Origin of the sequence: Streptomyces sp. NBC_00400, assembly GCF_036048035.1 — a bacterium.
GTDB lineage: Bacteria > Actinomycetota > Actinomycetes > Streptomycetales > Streptomycetaceae > Streptomyces.
In genome coordinates this window covers 6590229-6610025 of the sequence record NZ_CP107940.1, presented here as the reverse complement: position 1 = coordinate 6610025, position 19797 = coordinate 6590229, and the positions used below count along the sequence as shown (strand labels likewise).

Annotated in this window: 18 protein-coding genes and 1 rRNA gene; 8 read left to right on the top strand and 11 right to left on the bottom strand. The window is 71.5% G+C overall.

Annotation, left to right across the window (positions count from 1 at the left end; genetic code table 11):
• Positions 1-317: 317 nt before the first annotated feature.
• From OHS81_RS28920 to OHS81_RS28905, 4 genes are all read right to left on the bottom strand, one after another.
• The gene (locus OHS81_RS28920) at positions 318-1073 is read right to left on the bottom strand and encodes a class I SAM-dependent methyltransferase (RefSeq protein WP_328388004.1); all 756 of its coding nucleotides are present in this window, start codon (positions 1071-1073) and stop codon (positions 318-320) included.
• Positions 1074-1339: 266 nt separating this feature from the next.
• Positions 1340-2281 (bottom strand): NAD kinase, encoded by a 942-nt coding sequence (locus tag OHS81_RS28915; RefSeq protein WP_328388002.1) that lies wholly within the window; start codon positions 2279-2281, stop codon positions 1340-1342.
• Positions 2278-3093 (bottom strand): TlyA family RNA methyltransferase, encoded by an 816-nt coding sequence (locus OHS81_RS28910; protein WP_328388000.1) that lies wholly within the window; start codon positions 3091-3093, stop codon positions 2278-2280. Before OHS81_RS28910 ends, OHS81_RS28915 begins: the two co-directional genes overlap by 4 nt.
• A 7-nt stretch (positions 3094-3100) precedes the next feature.
• Positions 3101-3463 carry a hypothetical protein gene (locus tag OHS81_RS28905; protein WP_328387998.1) on the bottom strand — a complete coding sequence of 121 codons (363 nt, stop codon included), beginning with the start codon at positions 3461-3463 and terminating at the stop codon, positions 3101-3103.
• 74 nt (positions 3464-3537) lie between these two features.
• On the opposite strand from OHS81_RS28905, the gene OHS81_RS28900 reads away from it, so the two are divergent.
• Positions 3538-3885 carry an SCP2 sterol-binding domain-containing protein gene (locus tag OHS81_RS28900; RefSeq protein WP_311625719.1) on the top strand — a complete coding sequence of 116 codons (348 nt, stop codon included), beginning with the start codon at positions 3538-3540 and terminating at the stop codon, positions 3883-3885.
• Here OHS81_RS28900 and OHS81_RS28895 read toward each other — a convergent pair.
• The 3 genes from OHS81_RS28895 to OHS81_RS28885 all read right to left on the bottom strand — a co-directional run bounded on the left by OHS81_RS28895 (position 3869) and on the right by OHS81_RS28885 (position 7150).
• A complete protein-coding gene (locus OHS81_RS28895; RefSeq protein ID WP_328387994.1) occupies positions 3869-4813 on the bottom strand; it encodes an ABC transporter ATP-binding protein in 945 nt (314 codons plus the stop codon). The two genes, OHS81_RS28900 and OHS81_RS28895, sit on opposite strands and share 17 nt — an antisense overlap.
• 67 nt (positions 4814-4880) lie before the next feature.
• Positions 4881-5939 (bottom strand): FecCD family ABC transporter permease, encoded by a 1059-nt coding sequence (locus OHS81_RS28890; RefSeq protein ID WP_328391487.1) that lies wholly within the window; start codon positions 5937-5939, stop codon positions 4881-4883.
• Positions 5940-6100: 161 nt separating this feature from the next.
• A complete protein-coding gene (locus OHS81_RS28885; RefSeq protein WP_328387992.1) occupies positions 6101-7150 on the bottom strand; it encodes a FecCD family ABC transporter permease in 1050 nt (349 codons plus the stop codon).
• A gap of 64 nt (positions 7151-7214) precedes the next feature.
• Here OHS81_RS28885 and OHS81_RS28880 point away from each other — a divergent pair, with 64 nt between their 5' ends.
• Both OHS81_RS28880 and OHS81_RS28875 read left to right on the top strand, forming a co-directional pair.
• On the top strand, positions 7215-8243 hold the full coding sequence (locus OHS81_RS28880) for an ABC transporter substrate-binding protein (protein ID WP_328387990.1): 1029 nt from the start codon (positions 7215-7217) through the stop codon (positions 8241-8243).
• Between the two features lie 157 nt (positions 8244-8400).
• Complete coding sequence (locus tag OHS81_RS28875) at positions 8401-9303, top strand: siderophore-interacting protein (RefSeq protein WP_328387988.1); 903 nt, start codon at positions 8401-8403, stop codon at positions 9301-9303.
• Positions 9304-9416: 113 nt separating this feature from the next.
• On the opposite strand, the gene OHS81_RS28870 is transcribed toward OHS81_RS28875, so the two are convergent.
• Complete coding sequence (locus tag OHS81_RS28870; protein ID WP_328387986.1) at positions 9417-10442, bottom strand: HAD-IIA family hydrolase; 1026 nt, start codon at positions 10440-10442, stop codon at positions 9417-9419.
• A 174-nt stretch (positions 10443-10616) separates the two neighbouring features.
• Between OHS81_RS28870 and OHS81_RS28865 the strand changes: the two genes are divergently transcribed.
• The 5 genes from OHS81_RS28865 to OHS81_RS28845 all read left to right on the top strand — a co-directional run bounded on the left by OHS81_RS28865 (position 10617) and on the right by OHS81_RS28845 (position 17338).
• Positions 10617-11882 carry a DUF1015 domain-containing protein gene (locus tag OHS81_RS28865; RefSeq protein WP_328387984.1) on the top strand — a complete coding sequence of 422 codons (1266 nt, stop codon included), beginning with the start codon at positions 10617-10619 and terminating at the stop codon, positions 11880-11882.
• Between the two features lie 160 nt (positions 11883-12042).
• Complete coding sequence (locus OHS81_RS28860) at positions 12043-13614, top strand: pyridoxal phosphate-dependent decarboxylase family protein (RefSeq protein ID WP_328387982.1); 1572 nt, start codon at positions 12043-12045, stop codon at positions 13612-13614.
• Positions 13615-13650: 36 nt separating this feature from the next.
• The gene (locus OHS81_RS28855) at positions 13651-14970 is read left to right on the top strand and encodes a lysine N(6)-hydroxylase/L-ornithine N(5)-oxygenase family protein (protein WP_328387980.1); all 1320 of its coding nucleotides are present in this window, start codon (positions 13651-13653) and stop codon (positions 14968-14970) included.
• Positions 14967-15536 carry a GNAT family N-acetyltransferase gene (locus tag OHS81_RS28850; protein ID WP_328387978.1) on the top strand — a complete coding sequence of 190 codons (570 nt, stop codon included), beginning with the start codon at positions 14967-14969 and terminating at the stop codon, positions 15534-15536. Before OHS81_RS28855 ends, OHS81_RS28850 begins: the two co-directional genes overlap by 4 nt.
• Positions 15533-17338: an IucA/IucC family protein gene (locus tag OHS81_RS28845; protein WP_328387976.1), complete on the top strand. Its 1806-nt coding sequence runs from the start codon at positions 15533-15535 to the stop codon at positions 17336-17338. Before OHS81_RS28850 ends, OHS81_RS28845 begins: the two co-directional genes overlap by 4 nt.
• A 90-nt stretch (positions 17339-17428) precedes the next feature.
• Here the strand turns inward: OHS81_RS28845 and OHS81_RS28840 are convergent, their stop codons facing one another.
• The 3 genes from OHS81_RS28840 to rrf form a co-directional block, all read right to left on the bottom strand.
• Entirely contained in the window at positions 17429-18196 is a 768-nt protein-coding gene (locus OHS81_RS28840) for a tetratricopeptide repeat protein (protein ID WP_328391485.1), read from the bottom strand.
• A complete protein-coding gene (locus OHS81_RS28835; RefSeq protein ID WP_328391712.1) occupies positions 18133-19353 on the bottom strand; it encodes a hypothetical protein in 1221 nt (406 codons plus the stop codon). The genes OHS81_RS28840 and OHS81_RS28835 overlap by 64 nt, the downstream gene beginning before the upstream one ends.
• A gap of 273 nt (positions 19354-19626) precedes the next feature.
• Positions 19627-19743, bottom strand: a 5S ribosomal RNA gene (rrf, locus tag OHS81_RS28830).
• Between the last annotated feature and the right edge of the window lie 54 nt (positions 19744-19797).

The following is a 19797-nucleotide window of genomic DNA, read 5'->3' as shown; positions in this document are numbered from 1 at the left end:
CTCCAACACGGATACGACCTTACGAGGTCCAGGGGCCGCCCCGCGACGGCCTCCCCTCACTCCTGCCACCGGCACCGCGGAAAACCTCCGCGCAAAGCGGAGGAATTCCCCGTGGTACGCGATCACGCTCTGCCGTCGGGATGGTCACAGACCGGAACGAAAGGTGCGCCCATGCCGAGAGCGGCGGCGCATGCGGCACCGCGTGGCCGGCGCTCCGCCTTCACCGGCACGGGGCCCGCATTCACCGGGACGGGGCCCGCCTTCACCGGCACGGGGCCCGCATGCGCCTCGATGAGGGACCGTCCGGTGCCGGGTGGTCAGGTGCCGGGCGCCGGCTCCGACGGGACCGTACGGCGCAACAAGGCCGTCCACAGGAACGGTTCGCCGAAGCACGCGGACTCCGGTCCCTCGTCGTGCATGCGACGCAGTTCCACCTCCGACAGACCGGAGAAGATCCAGCGCAGGGACTCCGCGGTGTAGGCGAGGCCGCCGTGGAGGCGGGCCTGGCGGTAGAAGTCGGTGTCACCGAGTTCGGAGCCCATCCCGCCCGCCGCGAAACAGGTGAGGGCGAGATGCCCGCCGGGCGCCAGGGCCCGGTCGAGGAGGGCGAGGTAGCTGATGCGGCGGTGCGGCGGCAGGTGGTGGAAGCAGCCGGAGTCGTAGATCAGGTCGTACGGGCCGGTCAGTGCGGTCTCCGCAAGGGCGAAGGCGTCGCCGCACAGGAACCTGACATCGGCTCCCGCTTCGTGGGCCCGGCCCTGGGCCCAGGCGATGGCGGCCGGCGAGAGGTCGACGGCGTCCACCGCGAAGCCCGCGGAGGCGAGGTGCAGTGCGTTGCGGCCCGGGCCGCACCCGAGGTCGAGGGCGCGCCCTGGGCTGATCAGTCCGCGTTCGAGGTAGGAGACCAGGTTCTCGTCGGGCTTCGCCACGAAGAAGGGCACCGGCTTGGAGCGGTCCGCGTAGAAGTCGTCCCACCAAGAGGCCCCTTCGGCCGTCCAGCGGTCCGCCTCCGGCGCGAACAGACCGTCCAGGAGCCTGAGTACGTCCTCCACACTGCGCATGTTCCGGTCCATCCGCTCCCCCTTCTCCATCCCCGCCCCTGCCCTTTCCGCCCCGTTTTCCCCTTTCACGGATCATAGGACCGGATGTCGCCGCGGCCCGGATCCAGAGGTGCGGCCGGACGCCGTGACGGACCGTGTGAGCGGTGCGGGCGGAGGCGGGAAGGCGCCGTCACGGCCGGAGGCGAACCACCGCCCAGGTCCCCGGCAAGGGGCGGCACGGGGGCATTCCCCGCCGCGCCGGCCCCTGTTTCTCCGGCGGAGAAGGCCGTCGGCAGTTCCTAGTGCGGTGCTCCCCGCCACCCCGCCACCGGGAGGGCGAACTTGGCGACCAGGCGGTCCGTGAAGGAGGCATGATGCAGGCGGGCCAGGCGTACGGGCACGGCGCCGCGGCGGACCTCGACACGGGCACCGGCCGGGAGTTCGATGCTGCGGCGGCCGTCGCACCACAGGACGCCGTGCGGGGTCTTGGGCTGTACCTCGACCGCCAGGACGGAGCGCGGCGAGGTGACCAGTGGCTTGGCGAACAGGGCATGGGCGCTGATCGGGACCATCAGCAGGGCCTCGACCTCGGGCCAGACCACCGGGCCGCCGGCCGAGAAGGCATAGGCGGTGGAGCCGGTCGGCGTCGCACAGACCACCCCGTCGCCGCCGAAGCGCGAGACGGGCCGGCCGTCGACCTCGGTCACGACCTCCAGCATCCGCTCCCGGGCGGCCTTCTCCACCGATGCCTCGTTCAGGGCCCAATCGGTGTAGACGACACTGCCGTTGTTGCGTACGAGGACATCGAGCGTCATCCGCTCCTCGACCTCGTACGCGCGGGTGACGACCCGGTCCACGACCTTGTCGAGGTCATCGCGTTCGGCCTCCGCGAGGAAGCCGACCCGGCCGAGGTTGACGCCGAGCATCGGGACACCGGACGTCCTGGAGAAGTCCGCACCGCGCAGCAGTGTGCCGTCCCCGCCCAGGACCACCAGCAGTTCGCAGCCCTCGGCCGCGCACTGCTCCGACTCGACGCGCTCGACCGACGGCGGCAGCGGCAGATCCGCGGCCTCCTCCGCCAGCACCCGCACTCCGATGCCGCAGCGCAAAAGCCCCTGGACGACGAGCTCGGCGCTGCGGATGGCCGCGGGGCGGCCGGTGTGAGCGAGCAGGAAGACCGTCCGCCCGGCTCCGGTGTTCCCGTGTGCTGCGCTGCCTTCAACTGCCTGGGTAGTGGTCAACGAGGCCCCTCCGCCACTGCACGGTCGACGTCCGCCGGGTCGAGTGCAGGCGCCCCGGCGCGGAGCCACAGAAAGTACTCGACATTCCCCGAAGGTCCGGGCAGCGGGCTCGCAGTTACGCCAAGTACGCCAAATTCCAGTTCCGCGGCGCGCTGCGCGACCGCCCGTACCGCGTCGGCACGCAGCTCCGCGCTGCGCACCACCCCGCCGCTGCCCAGCCGCTCCTTGCCGACCTCGAACTGCGGCTTGACCATCAGCACCAGGTCCGCGTCGGGCGCCGCACAGCGGGCCAGCGCGGGCAGCACGAGCCCCAGCGGAATGAACGAGAGGTCGCCGACGATGAGATCGACGGGCCGGGAGTCGATCTGTTCGAGGGTCAGCTCGCGCACGTTGGTGCGGTCCTTCACGGTGACCCGCTCATCGCTCTGCAGCGACCAGGCGAGCTGTCCGTATCCGACGTCGACGGCCACGACGTGACCGGCACCGGCCCGCAGCAGGACATCGGTGAAGCCACCGGTCGAGGCGCCCGCGTCCAGCGCCCGCCGGCCCTCGACCTTCAGGCCGAGCGGTACGAAGGCGGCGAGAGCTCCGGCGAGCTTGTGCCCGCCGCGCGAGACATAGTCCGGATCGCTCTCGTCCTCGCGTACGACCACGGCCGCGCTGGTCTCCACCTGAGTGGCCGGCTTGGTTGCGGTCGCCCCGCCGACGGTCACCCGGCCCGCGGCGATCAGCTGGCTCGCGTGCTCGCGGGAACGGGCCAGCTTGCGGCGCACCAGCTCCGCGTCGAGTCGGCGTCGTGCCACTCCTGCCACCTGTGGTTCAGCTCCTGTTGTCGTGCGTCTTGTCGTGCGTCGTCGGGGAAGGGGCGGGCGGCCCGGGGTGCTGGTCGAGACCGGCCAGCACATCGCGCAGCCCACGGTGCACATCCTCGTACACCTGCAGGTGTCCGCTCGCCGGGAGGTGGTCGGCATCGGCGAGGCGGCGCAGCGTGGTGTCGACCGCGGCCTGGCCGGTCGGGGTCGTCCCCACCCCGACCGGCTGCGGCTCGGCATGACCGGCCGGCGCGGCTCCCGCGGCGCTCGCGCCCCCGTTGCCCTCCTGCTGTTTCCCGGACGGCACGGGCTCCGCCGGCGCGGCTTCCGCGGGCGCCTCCGGCTCCGGGCCGGGCATCGGCTCTTCCATGCCCCCGACGCTACCTTGGCGAAGGCTGACAAGGACGAACGAGCCGTCCCCGACCTGGCGTATCGTCGCTCACGATGGCAACCCTCGACCAGTGCCGCGCCGCTCTCGACCGGCTGGCCCAGAATCTGTCCTCGGCGGATGGCAACGTCCGGCGCGCGGCCGCGTTCGACCGTTCGCTCAGCTGCCGCATCACGGACCTCGATGTGACCTTCCTCGGGCGGCTGTCCGACGGCTCCGTCCAGGAGGTGACCCATGTCCCCGGCCCGCCTCCGCACAAGGCCGAGATCCGCCTGTCCATGGCCGGCGACGATCTGGTCGCCCTGGTGGACGGGAAGCTGAATTTCGCCAAGGCCTGGGGCAGCGGTCGCGTCAAGCTGGAGGCCGGCCTGCGCGACCTGCTGCGCCTCAGGACGCTGCTGTAGTCGCCGTCTCGGCCTTCGTCTTCCCGTCGTCCGGGTGCCCGTCGGCCGAGGCACCACCCGTGGCGGCTCCGTCGGCCCGGCCCCCGTCCTGCCCCGTGCGCGGCTTCCGCGCCGCGCCCCGGCCCGCTCCGCTCCCGCCGTTACGGGGCTTGCGCGCGGCCGGGACGACCAGCGGGGTGCCGGTCTCCGGGTCCTCGATGATCTGGCAGCTGAGCCCGAAGACCCGTTCCACCAGCTCCGCCGTGACGATGTCGCCCGGCGCGCCCTCGGCGAGGACCGCGCCGTCCTTCATGGCGATCAGATGGGTCGCGTAACGGGCCGCGTGGTTGAGGTCGTGCAGCACCGCGACCAGCGTCCGCCCCTGCTCCTCGTGCAGCTCGGCGCACAGGTCCAGGACCTCGATCTGATGCTGGATGTCCAGATACGTCGTCGGCTCGTCGAGCAGGAACAACGGCGTCTGCTGGGCGAGCGCCATCGCGATCCACACCCGCTGGCGCTGCCCGCCGGACAGCTCGTCGACATAGCGGTCGGCCAGCTCGCCGACCCCGGTGGCCGCCATCGACTCCTGGACGATCCGCTCGTCGTCGGCCGACCACTGCCGCAGCAGGCCCTGGTGCGGATAGCGGCCGCGTGCCACCAGGTCCGCCACGGTGATCCCGTCCGGGGCGATCGAGGACTGCGGCAGCAGCCCGAGCGTCCTGGCGACCTTCTTGGCCGGCAGGGAGGAAATCGCGGAGCCGTCCAGCAGCACCGATCCCGTGGACGGCTTGAGCATCCGCGAGAGCGCGCGCAGCAGCGTGGACTTACCGCAGGCATTCGGGCCGACGATGACCGTGAAGGAGTGGTCGGGGATGGCCACCGAGAGGTTCTCGGCGATGACCCGCTGGTCGTAGGCGAGGGTGACCTTCTCAGCCGCAAGACGGCTCACTTCGGAACTCCTGAGGTTGTCGTATGCATGCTGTTGCCCGGCGCGTTGGTCCGTTGCGTCCGCCATCTCATATCCGCCCCGCCTTGCGCTCCGTGGCCAGCAGCCACAGCAGATAGCCACCGCCGAGGACACCGGTCAGCACGCCCACCGGCAGCTGGTCGGCGCCGAAGAGCCGCTGGGCGGCCCAGTCGGCGGCGACCAGCAGCACGGCGCCCATGAGGGCGGACAGCAGCAGATTGGGGCCAGGCAGGGGTGCGCCTCTGCCCGTGCCCTTGAGGAAGCGCGGGAGGGACAGCCGCCGGGCCAGCTGGGGGGCGGTCAGCGCCACGAAGGAGATCGGCCCGGCCGCCGCGGTGGCGGCGGCGACGAGCACGACCGCCGCCGACAGCACGACGATACGGACCCGCTCGGCCCGTACGCCCAGGGCGCTCGCGGCGTCATCGCCCATCTCCAGCATGCGCAGCGGGCGGCCGTGGAACAGCAGCAGCGGGACGAGGACGACGCAGACGGCGGCCAGCGGCCACAACTGGTCCCAGCCGCGGCCGCTCAGGGAACCGGTCATCCAGGTGGTGGCCCGGGTCGCGTCGACGATGTTCGCCTTGGTCAGGAGGTAGAGCACCATCGCGTAGAGCATCGCACTGGCTCCGATGCCGACGAGCACGAAGCGGTAGCCGTGGATGCCGCGCTTCCAGGCGAGCAGGAAGATGGCGACGCCGGTGATCACGCCGCCGACGACCGCTCCGGCGGCGACCGCGAAGGTCCCGGCCTGGAAGTAGACGAGGGCGACCAGCGCGCCGACGGACGATCCCTGGGCGAAACCGAGGACGTCCGGACTGCCCAGCGGATTGCGCGAAACGGACTGGAAGACCGCCCCGGCGATCCCGAACGCGGCGCCGACCAGCAGCCCCACCAGCACCCGCGGCAGCCGCAGGTCCTGCACGATGAACTCCTGGCCGGCATCGCCGCCGCCGGTCAGCGTGGCGATCACCTCGGCCGGGCTCATCGGGTAGTCGCCGGAGCCGATCAGGGCGATGGCGGCCGCCAGCGCGACGGCCAGCAGCACCAGCCCGGCCACCACGGCGGGCACGTCCAGGCGTACCGAAAGCCCGCCCCTGGTCCGCACCACCGTGACCCGCCGGGCCCTCCCCGCCCGGCCGCGCGCGGCACCGGCCGCCGCGACCGCCTCGACGCCCGGCTCGGCGCTCTCCTCGGCGCTCGGCCCGCCGCTCGGCCCGCCGCTCGGCTCGGTGTTCTCCTCGGTGCCCTTCCCGGGCCGCACACTCGCGCTCACAGCTGGGCCATCCTCCGACGCCGTACGAGAGAGATGAAGACCGGGCCGCCGACAACGGCCGTGACGATGCCGACCTGCAGCTCACCGGGCCGCGCCACCACCCTGCCGAGCACATCGGCGCCGAGCAGCAGGACCGGCGAGAGCACCGCGGAGTACGGCAGGATCCAGCGCATATCGGGCCCGGTGATGGCCCGTACGACATGCGGAACCATCAGGCCCACATAGACGATCGGGCCGCAGGCGGCGGTCGCCCCGCCGCACAGCAGGGTGACCGCGAGCATCGCCAGTACCCGGGTGCGGGTCAGCCGGGCGCCCAGCGCCCGCGCCTGGTCGTCGCCGAGCGCAAGGGCGTTCAGCGGCCGGGCGAGCAGCAGCGCGAGGACACCCCCCACGGCGAGAAATGGCGCGATCCGGCCGACCGTCGGCAGGGTGGCCGAGGCCAGCGAACCCACCGTCCAGAAGCGCATCTTGTCCAGGGCCGCGGTGTCCATCAGGTTGACGGCGTTGATGTAGCCGACGAGGACGGCGGTCAGCGCGGTGCCGGCGAGGGCGAGCCGTACGGGTGTGGCGCTGCGGGTGCCGCCGAGGACGTACACCGCCACCGAGACCACCGCGGCGCCGGCGAACGCGAACCACACATAGCCGTCCAGCGAGGTGACGCCGAAGAAGCTGATGGCGGAGACGACCGCGGCCGAGGCGCCGGCGTTGATGCCGAGAACTCCCGGGTCCGCCAGGGGATTCCGGGTCAGCGCCTGCATGACCGTGCCGGCCAGGCCGAGCGCGGCGCCGATGATCAGGCCGAGCAGGGTGCGGGGAAAGCGGACATCGCGGATGACCACGTCGGTGTCGGAGCCGGAGTAGTGGAACACCCCGTGCCACACCTGGTCGAGGGGGATCTGTTTCGCGCCGACGGCGATACCGAGGACAGCGATCACGGCCAGTACGGCAAGGGAGGCCACCAGCCCCGCGGAGCGCAGGAGATGCCGTCTCCTGGGGGTCACGGGGGCCGGGGCCGCTGTTGCTTCGGGGGGACTGTCAACCAACACGATAGTTAGGTTAGCCTACCCTCATGTTGACCAGCCGCCCCTCCCAGAGAGAAGCACCGTCATCATGAGCACCTCCCGTAGCGTCACCCCGTCCCGTCGCGGCATTCTGGCCACGGGCGGCGCCCTCGGCATCGGCGCCCTGCTCGCCGCATGCGGCGGGAACAAGGACTCGGGCGGCACCAACAGCGGCGCCGGGACGGGCCCTTGGTCGTTCACCGACGACCGTAAGCAGAAGGTCTCCCTGAAGAACACCCCCCAGCGCCTCGTTGCCTTCACCGGCACCGCGGCCGCACTGCACGACTTCGGGATCGACGACCAGATCGTCGGCGTCTTCGGCCCCACCAAGCTCAAGAACGGCAAGCCCGACCCGCAGGCCGGTGACCTGGACGTCGACAAGGTCACCCTCATCGGCAACGCCTACAACCAGTTCAACGTCGAGAAGTACGCGGCGCTGCGCCCCGATCTGCTGGTCACCAACATGTACGAGCCGGGCGCGCTGTGGTTCGTGCCGGACGACAGCAAGGACAAGATCACCAAGCTCGCCGAGTCCGTCGCCCTCACCTCCTCCCGCACCCCGCTCATCAAGATCATCGAGCGCTACGCCGAGCTGGCCGGGTCGCTCGGCGCCGATCTGAAGGCCAATAAGGTCACCGACGCCAAGGCCCGCTTCGAGAAGGCCTCCGCGGCGCTGCGCAAGGCCGCCAAGTCCCACCCGGTCAAGGTGCTCGCCTGCTCCGGCAGCCCCGACCTCTTCTACGCCTCCAACCCCGGCATCAACGCCGACCTCATGTACTACAAGTCCCTCGGCGTGGATCTGATCGTCCCCGACCACCTGGACAAGGGCGGCTACTTCGAGAGCCTGAGCTGGGAGAACGCCGACAAGTACCGGGCCGACGTCCTCCTGCTGGACAACCGGACCGCGACCCTCCAGCCCAAGGACCTGGCCGCCAAGCCCTCCTGGTCCAAGCTGCCCGCCGTCAAGGCCGGCCAGATCACCCCTTGGTCGAGCGAGCCGCGCTTCTCCTACGCGGGCGCCGCGCCGCTCATCGAATCGCTCGCCAAGGCGATCGAGGGCGCCAAGAAGGCCAACTGACGTACGGCCGCGGCGATCGGCGCCCGCCGGCCGCAGGACCGCTCTCCACCGCCCCGGCCGCCTCTCCGGGCGGACGACGGGACGGTGAAGACCGGCCCGCCGTCCGCCGCCCGCCGCGGCCTCCCCCGCCCCCACCACCGTTCCGGGAGGTTCCCGTATGACCACGACCGTCGCCCCGTCCACCGCACCGTTCCGCTTCTTCGATGTGCACGTCGTCCGGTCGCAGCGGCTGAGCCCCTCCATGGTGCGGATCACCTTCGGCGGCGAGCGGCTCACGGAACTGGCCTCCGGCGGTCGCGACCAGCGCTTCAAGCTCTTCCTCCCGCAGCCCCACCAGGACCGGCCGGTCTTCGACGACACCGGCGACGGCTGGTACACCGCCTGGCGGGCACAGGATCCGGCCGAGCGTGCGGTGATGCGCTCGTACACGATCCGCGAACAGCGCCATGAACCGGCGGAGTTCGATGTCGACTTCGCGCTGCACGGCGCCGGTCCTGACACCGCCGCCACGGCGGGCGGCCCCGCCTCCCGCTGGGCGGCCCGGGCCCGGCCCGGCGACCGGCTGACCGTCCTCGCCCCGGCCGTCGAGGACAACGGCGGCGTCGACTTCCGGCCACCGGCCGGCACCGACTGGATTCTGCTCACCGGCGACGAGACGGCGCTGCCCGCGATCGCCGGCATCCTGTCCTGGCTCTCCCCCGGCACCCGGGCCGAGGTCTGGATCGAGATCACGCACGAGGACGACCGGCAGCGGCTTTCGACCTTTGCCGATGCCGGCATCCGCTGGCTCGTCCGGGACGAGGCGGCCCCCGGGCGCGACGAGCCGGTGCTCGACGCGCTGCGCACCGCCGAGCTGCCCGAGGGCACCCCGTACGCCTGGATCGCCGGCGAGGCCGGGACCGTCAAGGCGGTGCGCAGGCACCTCGTCCGCGAACGCGGCATCGACCGCAGGGCGGTGAAGTTCACCGGCTACTGGCGCCGCGGCGCCACCGAGGAGGACCTGATCGCGGAGCTGACCGCGGCGGCCGCGGCGACGACGACGGCGGCCGAGGAGAGCTGACAGCCAGGGCCGACGGCGAGGGCTGACGGCGGTAACTGACGGCGAGGACCGGCGAACCCGCCGGCGCCTTGGGGCAAAAGACCCGGACCGCAAGGCCCGGGCCCCGCCCCGCCTCACCCCCCGATCCGCCCCAGCGCCTTCCCCGCATCCGCCCCGCAACTGCCGTCCCCGGCAGCCGTCCAGGCCGCCGCGCACAGCGCCCGCAGCCCGTCCAGCGGCGTCCCCTCGCCCGTCACGGCCAGCGCGTCACCGGCCGCCTCGGCCCGCCAGCCGCCGCACCGGAACCCGCCGTCGTCCGCGGTGACCTCCGGCTGCGGTGCCAGCAGCCCGCGCAGATCCTCGGCCACGTACGCGGGACGGTGCTGCGGCGGGGCGGCCAGCAGTTCGGCGGGGGTGGTGACGCCGGTGAGCACCAGCAGCGAGTCGACCCCGCCGTTGCAGGCCCCCTCGATGTCGGTGTCGAGCCGGTCGCCGATCACCAACGGCCGCTGCGCACCGGTGCGCAGCACCGTCTCCCGGTGCATCGGCGGCTGCGGCTTGCCCGCCACCTGCGGCGAGCCGCCCGCGGCGGTCCGCACCACCTCCACCAGCGCACCGTTGCCGGGGGCGATCCCCCGCTCCTTGGGGATCGTCAGATCGGTGTTGGACGCGAACCACGGCACCCCGCGCTGCACCGCATACGCGGCCTCCGCCAGCCGCTCCCAGTCCAGCGTGGGGTCAAAGCCCTGCACCACCGCCGCCGGGTCGTCGTCCGCGGAGCGGACGGGTTCGAGACCGCGCTCGCGCAGCGCCACCCACAGCCCCTCGCCCCCGACGGCCAGCACCCGCGCGCCCGCCGGCACCTGCTCGGAGATCAGCCGTGCCACCGCCTGCGCCGACGTGATCACATCCGCCGGACCGGTCGGCAGCCCGAAGCCGGACAACTGGCCGGCAACGGCCTGCGGGGTACGGGCGGCATTATTGGTCACATAGGCGAGGTGCATCCCGCCGTCCCGTGCGCGCGTCAGCGACTCCACGGCATGGGCGATGGCCTGCCCGCCGGCGTAGACGACCCCGTCCAGATCCAGCAGCGCCGTGTCGTACGCCTCGCTCAGCGGGCGCCGGCACCCGTCGGGCCGCCTGCGAATCTGCTCGTTCATGCCGTCTCGCTCCTCGCTCCCACACACCGCACGACGAGATCCGCCGGGCACCGGGCGCGCGCGCACCGCGCCGCCCGGTACACCGTTCTCCCCCTCGCGCATACCGATATTTCCAGCCACGCACGGGCTGTCCCCCGATCTTCCCTCATCGGCCCGGCGGCATAGCATTCTTCAATGACCAGTACCGACGGCCTCCGCCTCCTCCCGTTCCGCGGACTGCGATACGACCGCGACCGGGTCAGCAGCCTGACCGCTGTGATGTCCCCGCCGTACGACGTGGTGGTGCGGCCGGACGGCGTGCGCCACTTGGAGACCGCCGACCCGTACAACATCGTCCGGCTGATCCTGCCGCACGCCGCGGACCCCACCACCCGCCACCGCCAGGCCGCCGACACCCTGCGCCGCTGGCGGGCCGAGGGCGTGCTGAGGCAGGACGCCGAGCCCGCGCTGTACGTCTACGAGCAGCGCTCCGGCGAGGTGCTGCAGCGCGGACTGATCGGGGCGCTGGGCCTGGACGGCCCGGTGCTGCCGCACGAGGGCGTCATCCCGGAGGTGGTCGAGGACCGGGCCGCCCTGATGCGCGCGGCGGCCGCCAATTTCGAGCCGTTGCTGCTCTCCTACCGCAGCCAGGGCGCCGCGACCGGCGCCGCCGCGGTCATCGAGCGCACGGTGGAGCGCGACCCGCTGCTGGCCACCACCACCGAGGACGGCTTCGCGCACCGCCTGTGGGCGGTCACCGACCCCGCCGACCTCACCGCCGTCGACGACGACCTCACCTGCCGGCAGGCGCTGATCGCCGACGGCCACCACCGCTGGGCGACCTATCAGCGGCTGTACGAGCAGCAGCCCGGCGCCACCGCCGCCTCGCCCTGGGCGTCCGGCCTGGTGCTGCTGGTGGACACCGCCCGCTACCCGCTCCAGGTCCGGGCGATCCACCGGGTACTGCCGCATCTGCCGCCCGCCAAGGCGCTGGCGGATCTGGCCGGCGCCTTCCGGGCCCGTACCCTGCCGGGCGAGCTGTCCACCGCCCTGGAGGCCCTGGAGGAGACGCCCGGCACCGCCTTCGTCCTCGCCGGCGGGCCGGACTCCTTCCACCTCCTGGACCGCCCCGACCCTTCCCTGCTGGACCGTACGATCCGCCGGGACCGGCCCGAGGCCTGGCGGCGGCTGGACGCCACGGTGCTGCACTCCGTCCTGCTGGACGAGGTCTGGAACATCCCCGACCACCCCTCCGACATCAGCTATCTGCATCACACCGCCGCCGCCGTCGAGCAGGCCGCCCGGCACGGCGGCACCGCGGTCCTGATGCGCGCCACCTCCGAGGAGACGGTCCGTCAACTCGCGGAGCACGGCGTGACGATGCCGCGGAAGTCCACCTCGTTCGGCCCCAAGCCCGCCACCGGTCTGGTCCTGCGCACCCTGGACGACCACCGGAACTGAATCTTCCGGGCCGCCGCCCCTCCCCGGCACCCCACACCCCACTCCGGGCGACATTAGGTTAGCCTTACCTAACCACGTCGCACGGGTGGGTCTCCCTGCCCCTGCGCGCCCTCCAGCCTGCGCAGGACGTGGTCAAGTCCGCACCAGGGAGGACCCCTTCATGGATCTCCTCGCGCGCCCCGCCGAGGACCCGGCCGACAGCCGGACATACCTGCTCAACGAGAAGACGGCCCAGCGCTACCACAGCGCGGTCACCGAGAGCGTCACCCGGATCGGCGCCAAAATCGCGGGCACCACCCGCCCGTTCACCGGCATCACCGTCGACGACCTCACCCCCGCCGTCATGGGCGTCGACCTCGACGCACCGCTGCACGACGTGGCCGCCGCGCTCGACGAGCTCGAAGAGGTCTACCTCCGCGACGCCGTCTACTTCCACCACCCGCGCTACCTGGCGCACCTCAACTGCCCCGTGGTGATTCCCGCCCTCGTCGGCGAGGCCGTGCTCTCCGCCGTCAACTCCTCCCTGGACACCTGGGACCAGAGCGCCGGCGGCACCCTCATCGAGCGCCGGCTCATCGACTGGACGGCCGAGCGGATCGGCCTGGGCGAAGCGGCCGACGGGATCTTCACCAGCGGCGGCAGCCAGTCCAACCTCCAGGCCATGCTGCTCGCCCGCGACGAGGCCTGCCGCCGCGCGCTGACCGCTGACGGCGCACCGTCCGCCAAGCTCTCCACTCCGTTCGAGCAGGGGGGACCCCCAGCCGCCCGCCGCACGGACGTCCTGCCCCGGCTCCGGATCCTCACCTCCGAGTGCAGCCACTTCAGCATCCGCAAGTCGGCCACCCTGCTCGGCATGGGCGCGGAGGCCGTCATCACCGTCCCCACCGACGAGCACAAGCGGATGCGCACCGACAGCCTGGCCGCGGAACTCGCGCGCTGCCACCGCGACGGCCTGATACCCATGGCCGTCGTGGCCACCGCCGGCACCACCGACTTCGGCTCCATCGACCCGCTCCCCGAGATCGCCGGCCTGTGCGCCGGCTACGGCACCTGGATGCATGTCGACGCCGCCTACGGCTGCGGCCTGCTGGTCTCCCGCCGCCGCGCCCTGCTGACCGGCATCGAACTCGCGGACTCGGTGACCGTCGACTACCACAAGTCCTTCTTCCAGCCGGTCAGTTCGAGCGCCGTCCTGGTCCGCGACCGCGCCACGCTGCAGCACGTCACCTACCACGCGGACTACCTCAATCCGCGCCGCATGGCGGAAGCGCGCATCCCCAACCAGGTCGACAAGTCGATCCAGACGACCCGCCGCTTCGACGCCCTCAAGCTCTGGCTCACCCTGCGCATCATGGGCGCCCGCGCCGTCGGGGAACTCTTCGACGACGTCATCGACCGCGCCGCGGAGGCCTGGAAACTCCTCCACGACGACCCCCGCTTCTCCGTCGTCGTCGAGCCCCAGCTGAGCACCCTGGTCTTCCGCTACGTCCCCGGCACCGACCAGGACCCCGAACTCGGCGACCGGGTCAATCTGCACGCCCGCGAGGCCCTGGCCGCCTCAGGTGAAGCGATCGTCGCGGGCACCGTCGTCAACGGCCGCCACCACCTCAAGTTCACCCTGCTCAACCCGGAGACCACGGTGGAGGACATCGCCACCGTCCTCGACCTGATCGCCGAACACGCCGGCACCTTCCTCGCCGAGCAGCCGCGGCCGGCGCTCAGCGCACGCTGACCCTCCTCACCGCAGACCTCCCCCATCGGAGACCTCGTGTCCGCCCCTTACGACTTCATCGCCATCGGCCTCGGCCCGTTCAACCTGGGCCTGGCCTGTCTGACCGAGCCGATCGACGGACTCGACGGCCTGTTCCTGGACGACAAGCCGTCCTTCGACTGGCACCCCGGCATGATGCTGGACAGCAGCCACCTCCAGGTGCCGTTCCTGGCCGACCTGGTCACCCTCGCCGACCCCACCTCGCCCTTCTCGTTCCTGAACTACCTCAAGGAATCGGGGCGGCTGTACCCGTTCTACATCCGCGAGAGCTTCTATCCGCTGCGCGCCGAGTTCAACGACTACTGCCGCTGGGCGGCCGGCAAACTCGACACCGTCCGCTTCGCCCACCGGGTCACCCACGTCGAGTACGACCCGGGCGCCGAGGTCTACGTCGTCCACGCAGAGCACCTGCCCACCGGCGAGCGCACCACCCACCGCGCCCGCAAGCTCGTCCTGGGCACCGGCACCCCGCCCTACCTCCCCGACGCCTGCCAGGGCCTGGGCGGCGACCTGCTGCACAACGCCGGCTACCTGGACGCCAAGCCCGCCCTCCAGGCCAAGGAGAGCATCACCCTCATCGGCAGCGGCCAGAGCGCCGCGGAGATCTACTACGACCTCCTCCAGGACATCGACAGCCACGGCTACCACCTGACCTGGGCCACCCGCTCCCCGCGCTTCTTCCCCCTCGAATACACCAAGCTCACGCTGGAGATGACCTCACCGGAGTACGTGGACTACTTCCACGCCCTCCCGCCGGCCACCCGCGACCACCTCAACGCCACCCAGAAACACCTCTACAAGGGCATCGACTCCGCCCTGATCAACGACATCTTCGACCTGCTCTACCAGAAGAACCTGGCCGGCCCCGTCCCCACCCGGCTGCTCACCAACACCGCGCTGCACCGGGCCGGCTACGACGAGGCGAGCGGCACCTACACCCTCGGCCTGCGCCAGGAGGAACAGCGCACCGACTTCACCCTCGACACCCAGGGTCTGGTCCTCGCCACCGGCTACCGCTACCGCGTACCGGACTTCCTCGCCCCCGTCCACGACCGGATCGCCTGGGACGACGCCGGCCGCTACGACGTGGCCCGCAACTACAGCATCGACACCACCGGCCACGGCATCTATGTGCAGAACGCCGAGCTGCACACCCATGGCTTCGTCACCCCCGACCTCGGCATGGCCGCCTACCGCAACGCCTGCATCATCCGCGAACTGCTCGGCCGCGAGTACTACCCGGTCGAAAAGGCCATCGCCTTCCAGGAATTCGCCGCCCCGGCCGGCCCGCACCACCTCATGGAGACCCCGGCATGAGCACTGTGCTCTTCACCCGTACCGACCCCGCGCTGGGAGAATTCTCCGTGCGCCCGGTCGACCCGTCCGCCGACGCCGAGCTGCTGCACAGCTGGGTCACCCACCCCAAGGCCGTCTTCTGGCTGATGCAGGAGTGCGACCTCGCCGCGGTCGAGAAGGAGTTCACGCGGATAGCCGCCGACCCCTTCCACGACGCCTTCCTCGGCCTGCACAACGGCACCCCGGCCTTCCTGACGGAGCGCTACGACCCCGCCCACCGGGAGCTGGCCGGCATCCACACCGCCGCCCCCGGCGACGTCGGCATGCACTTCCTGGCGGCCCCCACCGACACCCCCGTCCACGGCTTCACCCGGGCCGTCATCACCACCGTCATGGAGATGCTTTTCGCCGACCCGGCCACCCGCCGGGTGGTCGTCGAACCCGACGCCGGCAACACCGCCGTCCACGCCCTCAACAAGGCCGTCGGCTTCGAGATCCAGCGCACCGTCTCGCTCCCCTCCAAAGACGCGTACCTCAGCACCTGCACCCGCGCACAGTTCCTGGCCACCCAAGGAGACCACCGATGACCGCCGGCAACGGGCCGACCGCCCAGGACGCCGTCGCCCACCTCACCCCCGCGCTGTGGGCCCGTGCCAACCGCCTGCTGATCCGCAAGGGGCTCGCCGAGTTCGCCCATGAGCGGCTGCTCACCCCCCGGCGCCTGCCGCAGGACGACCACTACACCGTACGCAGCGACGACGGCACCACCGCCTACCGCTTCGCCGCCCGCCGGCAGGCACTGGATCACTGGCAGGTCGACGCCGACAGCATCACCCGCCACCGCGGTGACACCGAACTCCCCCTGGACGCACTGGAGTTCTTCATCGAACTGCGCGAAGCCCTGGGCCTCGGCGAGGACATCCTGCCGGTCTACCTGGAGGAGATCAGCTCCACCCTGTCCGGCACCGCCTACAAACTGGCCGCCGGCCTGCCCGGCGCCGCCGAGCTCGCGACATCGCCGTTCCAGGCCATCGAGACCGGCATGACCGAGGGCCACCCCTGCTTCGTCGCCAACAACGGCCGCCTCGGCTTCGGCATCCACGAGTACCACGCCTACGCCCCGGAGACCGCGAGCCCACTCCGGCTGATCTGGCTCGCCGCCCACCGCGGCCACGCCACCTTCACCGCCGGCGCCGGCCTCGACTACGACACCCTCATACGCGACGAACTCGACGACACCACCCGCACCCGCTTCACCACCACCCTCACCGGCCTCGGCCTCGACCCCGACGACTACTACTTCTTCCCCACCCACCCCTGGCAGTGGTGGAACAAGCTCTCCGTCACCTTCGCCGCCGAGGTCGCCCAGCAGCGCCTGGTGTGCCTGGGCCCCGGCGACGACGACTACCTCGCCCAGCAGTCCATCCGCACCTTCTTCAACACCACCAACCCCGCCAAGCACTACGTCAAAACGGCCCTCTCCGTCCTCAACATGGGCTTCATGCGCGGCCTGTCCGCCTCCTACATGGAAGCCACCCCGGCCATCAACGACTGGCTGGCCCGCCTGATCGCCGCCGATGACACCTTCCGGGCCGCCCGCTTCTCGATCATCCGCGAGCGCGCCGCCATCGGCTACCACCACCGCCAGTACGAGGCCGCCACCGCCAAGGGCTCCCCGTATCTGAAAATGCTCGCCGCCCTGTGGCGCGAAAGCCCGGTACCCACCGTCGAACCGGGCCAACGGCTGGCCACCATGGCCTCGTTGCTGCACCTCGACGACGAGGGCGGCTCGTTCGCCGCCGCCCTGATCGAGGAGTCCGGCCTGGAGCCCGCCGTCTGGCTCCGCCGCTACCTCGACGCGTACCTCACCCCCGTCCTGCATGCCTTCTACGCGTACGACCTGGTCTTCATGCCGCACGGCGAGAACGCCATCCTGGTCCTCGAGGACGGCGCCGTGGACCGCGTGATCTTCAAGGACATCGCCGAAGAGATCGCCGTCATGGACCCGCACGCGGTCCTGCCCCCGGCCGTCGAACGCATCCGCGCCGACGTCCCCGAGGACAAAAAACTCCTCTCCGTGTTCACCGACGTCTTCGACTGCTTCCTCCGCTTCCTGAGCGGCACCCTCGACGACCGCGGCATCCTCGACGAGGACACCTTCTGGCGCACGGTCGCCGCCTGCGTCACCGACTACCAGGCCACGGCTCCCCACCTGGCCGACAAGTTCCGGCAGTACGACATGTTCACCGACGAGTTCGCCCTCTCCTGCCTCAACCGCCTCCAGCTGCGCAACAACCAGCAGATGGTCGACCTCCAGGACCCCGCCGGCGCCCTCCAGCTCATCGGCACCCTCCGCAACCCCCTCGCCCCCTACGCACCGGCCCCCTGACCCGCACCGCAAAAAAGAAGAAGGGCGGGCCCCCCTCACGGGGACCCGCCCTTCTTCTCACGTCAGCTCATCACGCAACGAGCCGCGGGCTCAGTCCTTCGCCGGACCCTCGTCGTCCCGTGCACTGTCATCGTCACGTGCACCGTCGCCCTCGGCCGCCTCATCCACCTCGTCGGCCTCGTCCAGCGCATCGGTGAACTCCACCCCGTCCAGCTCGGCGAGCCGGTCCGAGGCATCCGTGGTGCCGCCCTGGTCGGCCTCCAGCGCCCTGGCGAACCAGTCGCGCGCCTCGTCCTCGCGCCCGACCGCCAGCAGCGCATCCGCGTACGCATACCGCAGCCGCGCCGTCCACGGGTGCACCGCACTCGACGCCAGCTCCGGGCTCTGCAGCGTCACCACCGCGGCGTCCGCCTGCCCCATGTCCCGCCGGGCACCGGCCGCGACCAGCCGCATCTCGACCTGTCCGGCCCGGTCCAGCTTCTGGACCTCGGGCTCACCGGCCATCGCCATCGCCTTCTCGGGCCGCCCCAGACCGCGCTCGCAGTCCGCCATGACGGGCCACAGCTCCACGCTGCCGGTCATCCGCCGTGCCGCCCGGAACTCCGCCAGCGCCTCGCTGTACTTGCCGACCGCGTACGCCGCAAAGCCCGCGGCCTCGCGCACGGCCGCAACCCTGGACGCCAGCCGCAGCGCCACCCGCGAGTACCCGTACGCCTTCTCCGGGTCCTCGTCCAGCAGCTTCGCCACCATCACCAGGTTCTTGGCGACATCGTCGGCAAGCGTCTTCGGCAGGCTCAGCAGCTCCTGACGCACATCCTTGTCAATCTCGTCACCGGTGACATCCTCCGGAATCGGCAGCCGCTTGATCGGCTCCCGGTCCCGGTCCCGCCGGTCATCGCGCCGGTCGTCCCGGCGGTCATCCCGCCCGCGCCCCGCACCATACGGCCGACGCCCACGCTCATCGTCCCTGCGGAACCCACCACGGTCGTCCCGCCGCGGCCCACGCTCGTCCCGCCGGTCGCCACCGCGGTACCCACCCCGGTCACCACCCGACGGCCGATCGTCCCTACGGAACCCACCCCGGTCGCCACCGGACGGACGGTCGTCCCGCCGGAAACCACCACGGTCCCCGCCACGGTCGTCACGACGGTCATCCCTACGGAAACCGCCGCGGTCCCCACCCCGGTCATCCCTACGGTCGCCACCGCGGAATCCACCGCGCTCGCCGCCGGACGGACGGTCGTCCCGCCGGAAACCACCACGGTCCCCGCCACGGTCATCGCGACGGTCGCCACCACGGAATCCACCCCGGTCGCCACCCGACGGACGATCATCGCGACGGAAACCACCACGGTCCCCGCCACGGTCATCGCGACGGTCGCCACCGCGGAACCCGCCCCGCTCGCCGCCGGACGGACGATCATCGCGACGGAAACCACCACGGTCCCCGCCACGGTCATCGCGACGGTCGCCACCGCGGAACCCGCCCCGCTCGCCACCCGACGGACGATCATCACGACGGAAACCACCACGGTCCCCACCCCGGTCCCCACCGCGGTCGTCACGACGCTCGTCACGCCGGAATCCACCGCGCTCGCCGCCGGACGGACGGTCATCACGACGGAACCCGCCACGGTCCCCGCCCCGGTCGTCACGACGGTCATCCCTACGGAACCCGCCCCGGTCCCCACCGCGGTCGTCACGACGCTCGTCACGCCGGAATCCGCCGCGCTCGCCGCCGGACGGACGGTCATCGCGACGGTCGCCACCGCGGTACCCACCACGGTCACCACCCGACGGACGGTCGTCCCGCCGGAAACCACCACGGTCCCCGCCACGGTCATCCCGCCGGAATCCACCGCCGCGCTCATCATCGCGACGCGGCCCACGCGGACGGTCGTCACGGCGGTCTCCGCCACGGAAACCACCCCGGTCACCGCCGGACGGACGATCATCACGACGGAAACCACCACGGTCCCCGCCACGATCCCCACCGCGGTTGTCCCGCCCCGCATAACCGCCACCGCCGCCGGCCGGGCGACCACCGCCGTCGTTGTCACGACGCGGCCCCCGGTCGTCACGCCGGAAACCACCGCGGTCACCGTCGTCGCGCCGCTGCGGCCGGCGCTCCGAACGATCGTCGGAAGAGTTGGTGGACATCGACGTGACTCCTGTCTTCGGTACTGCATTCATTCTCACGCACCGATGACTTCGGCGCGCTTCGGCATAAAAACAAAAAGGACCCTTGGTCCCAGCGTGAACGCTGGGACCAAGGGTCCTGAAAGATTGTTCGGCGGCGTCCTACTCTCCCACAGGGTCCCCCCTGCAGTACCATCGGCGCGGAAAGGCTTAGCTTCCGGGTTCGGAATGTAACCGGGCGTTTCCCTAACGCTATGACCACCGAAACCCTATCGGGTTCTAGCGAACAAGCACACTCTTCAGTTAATTGAAGTGAAACT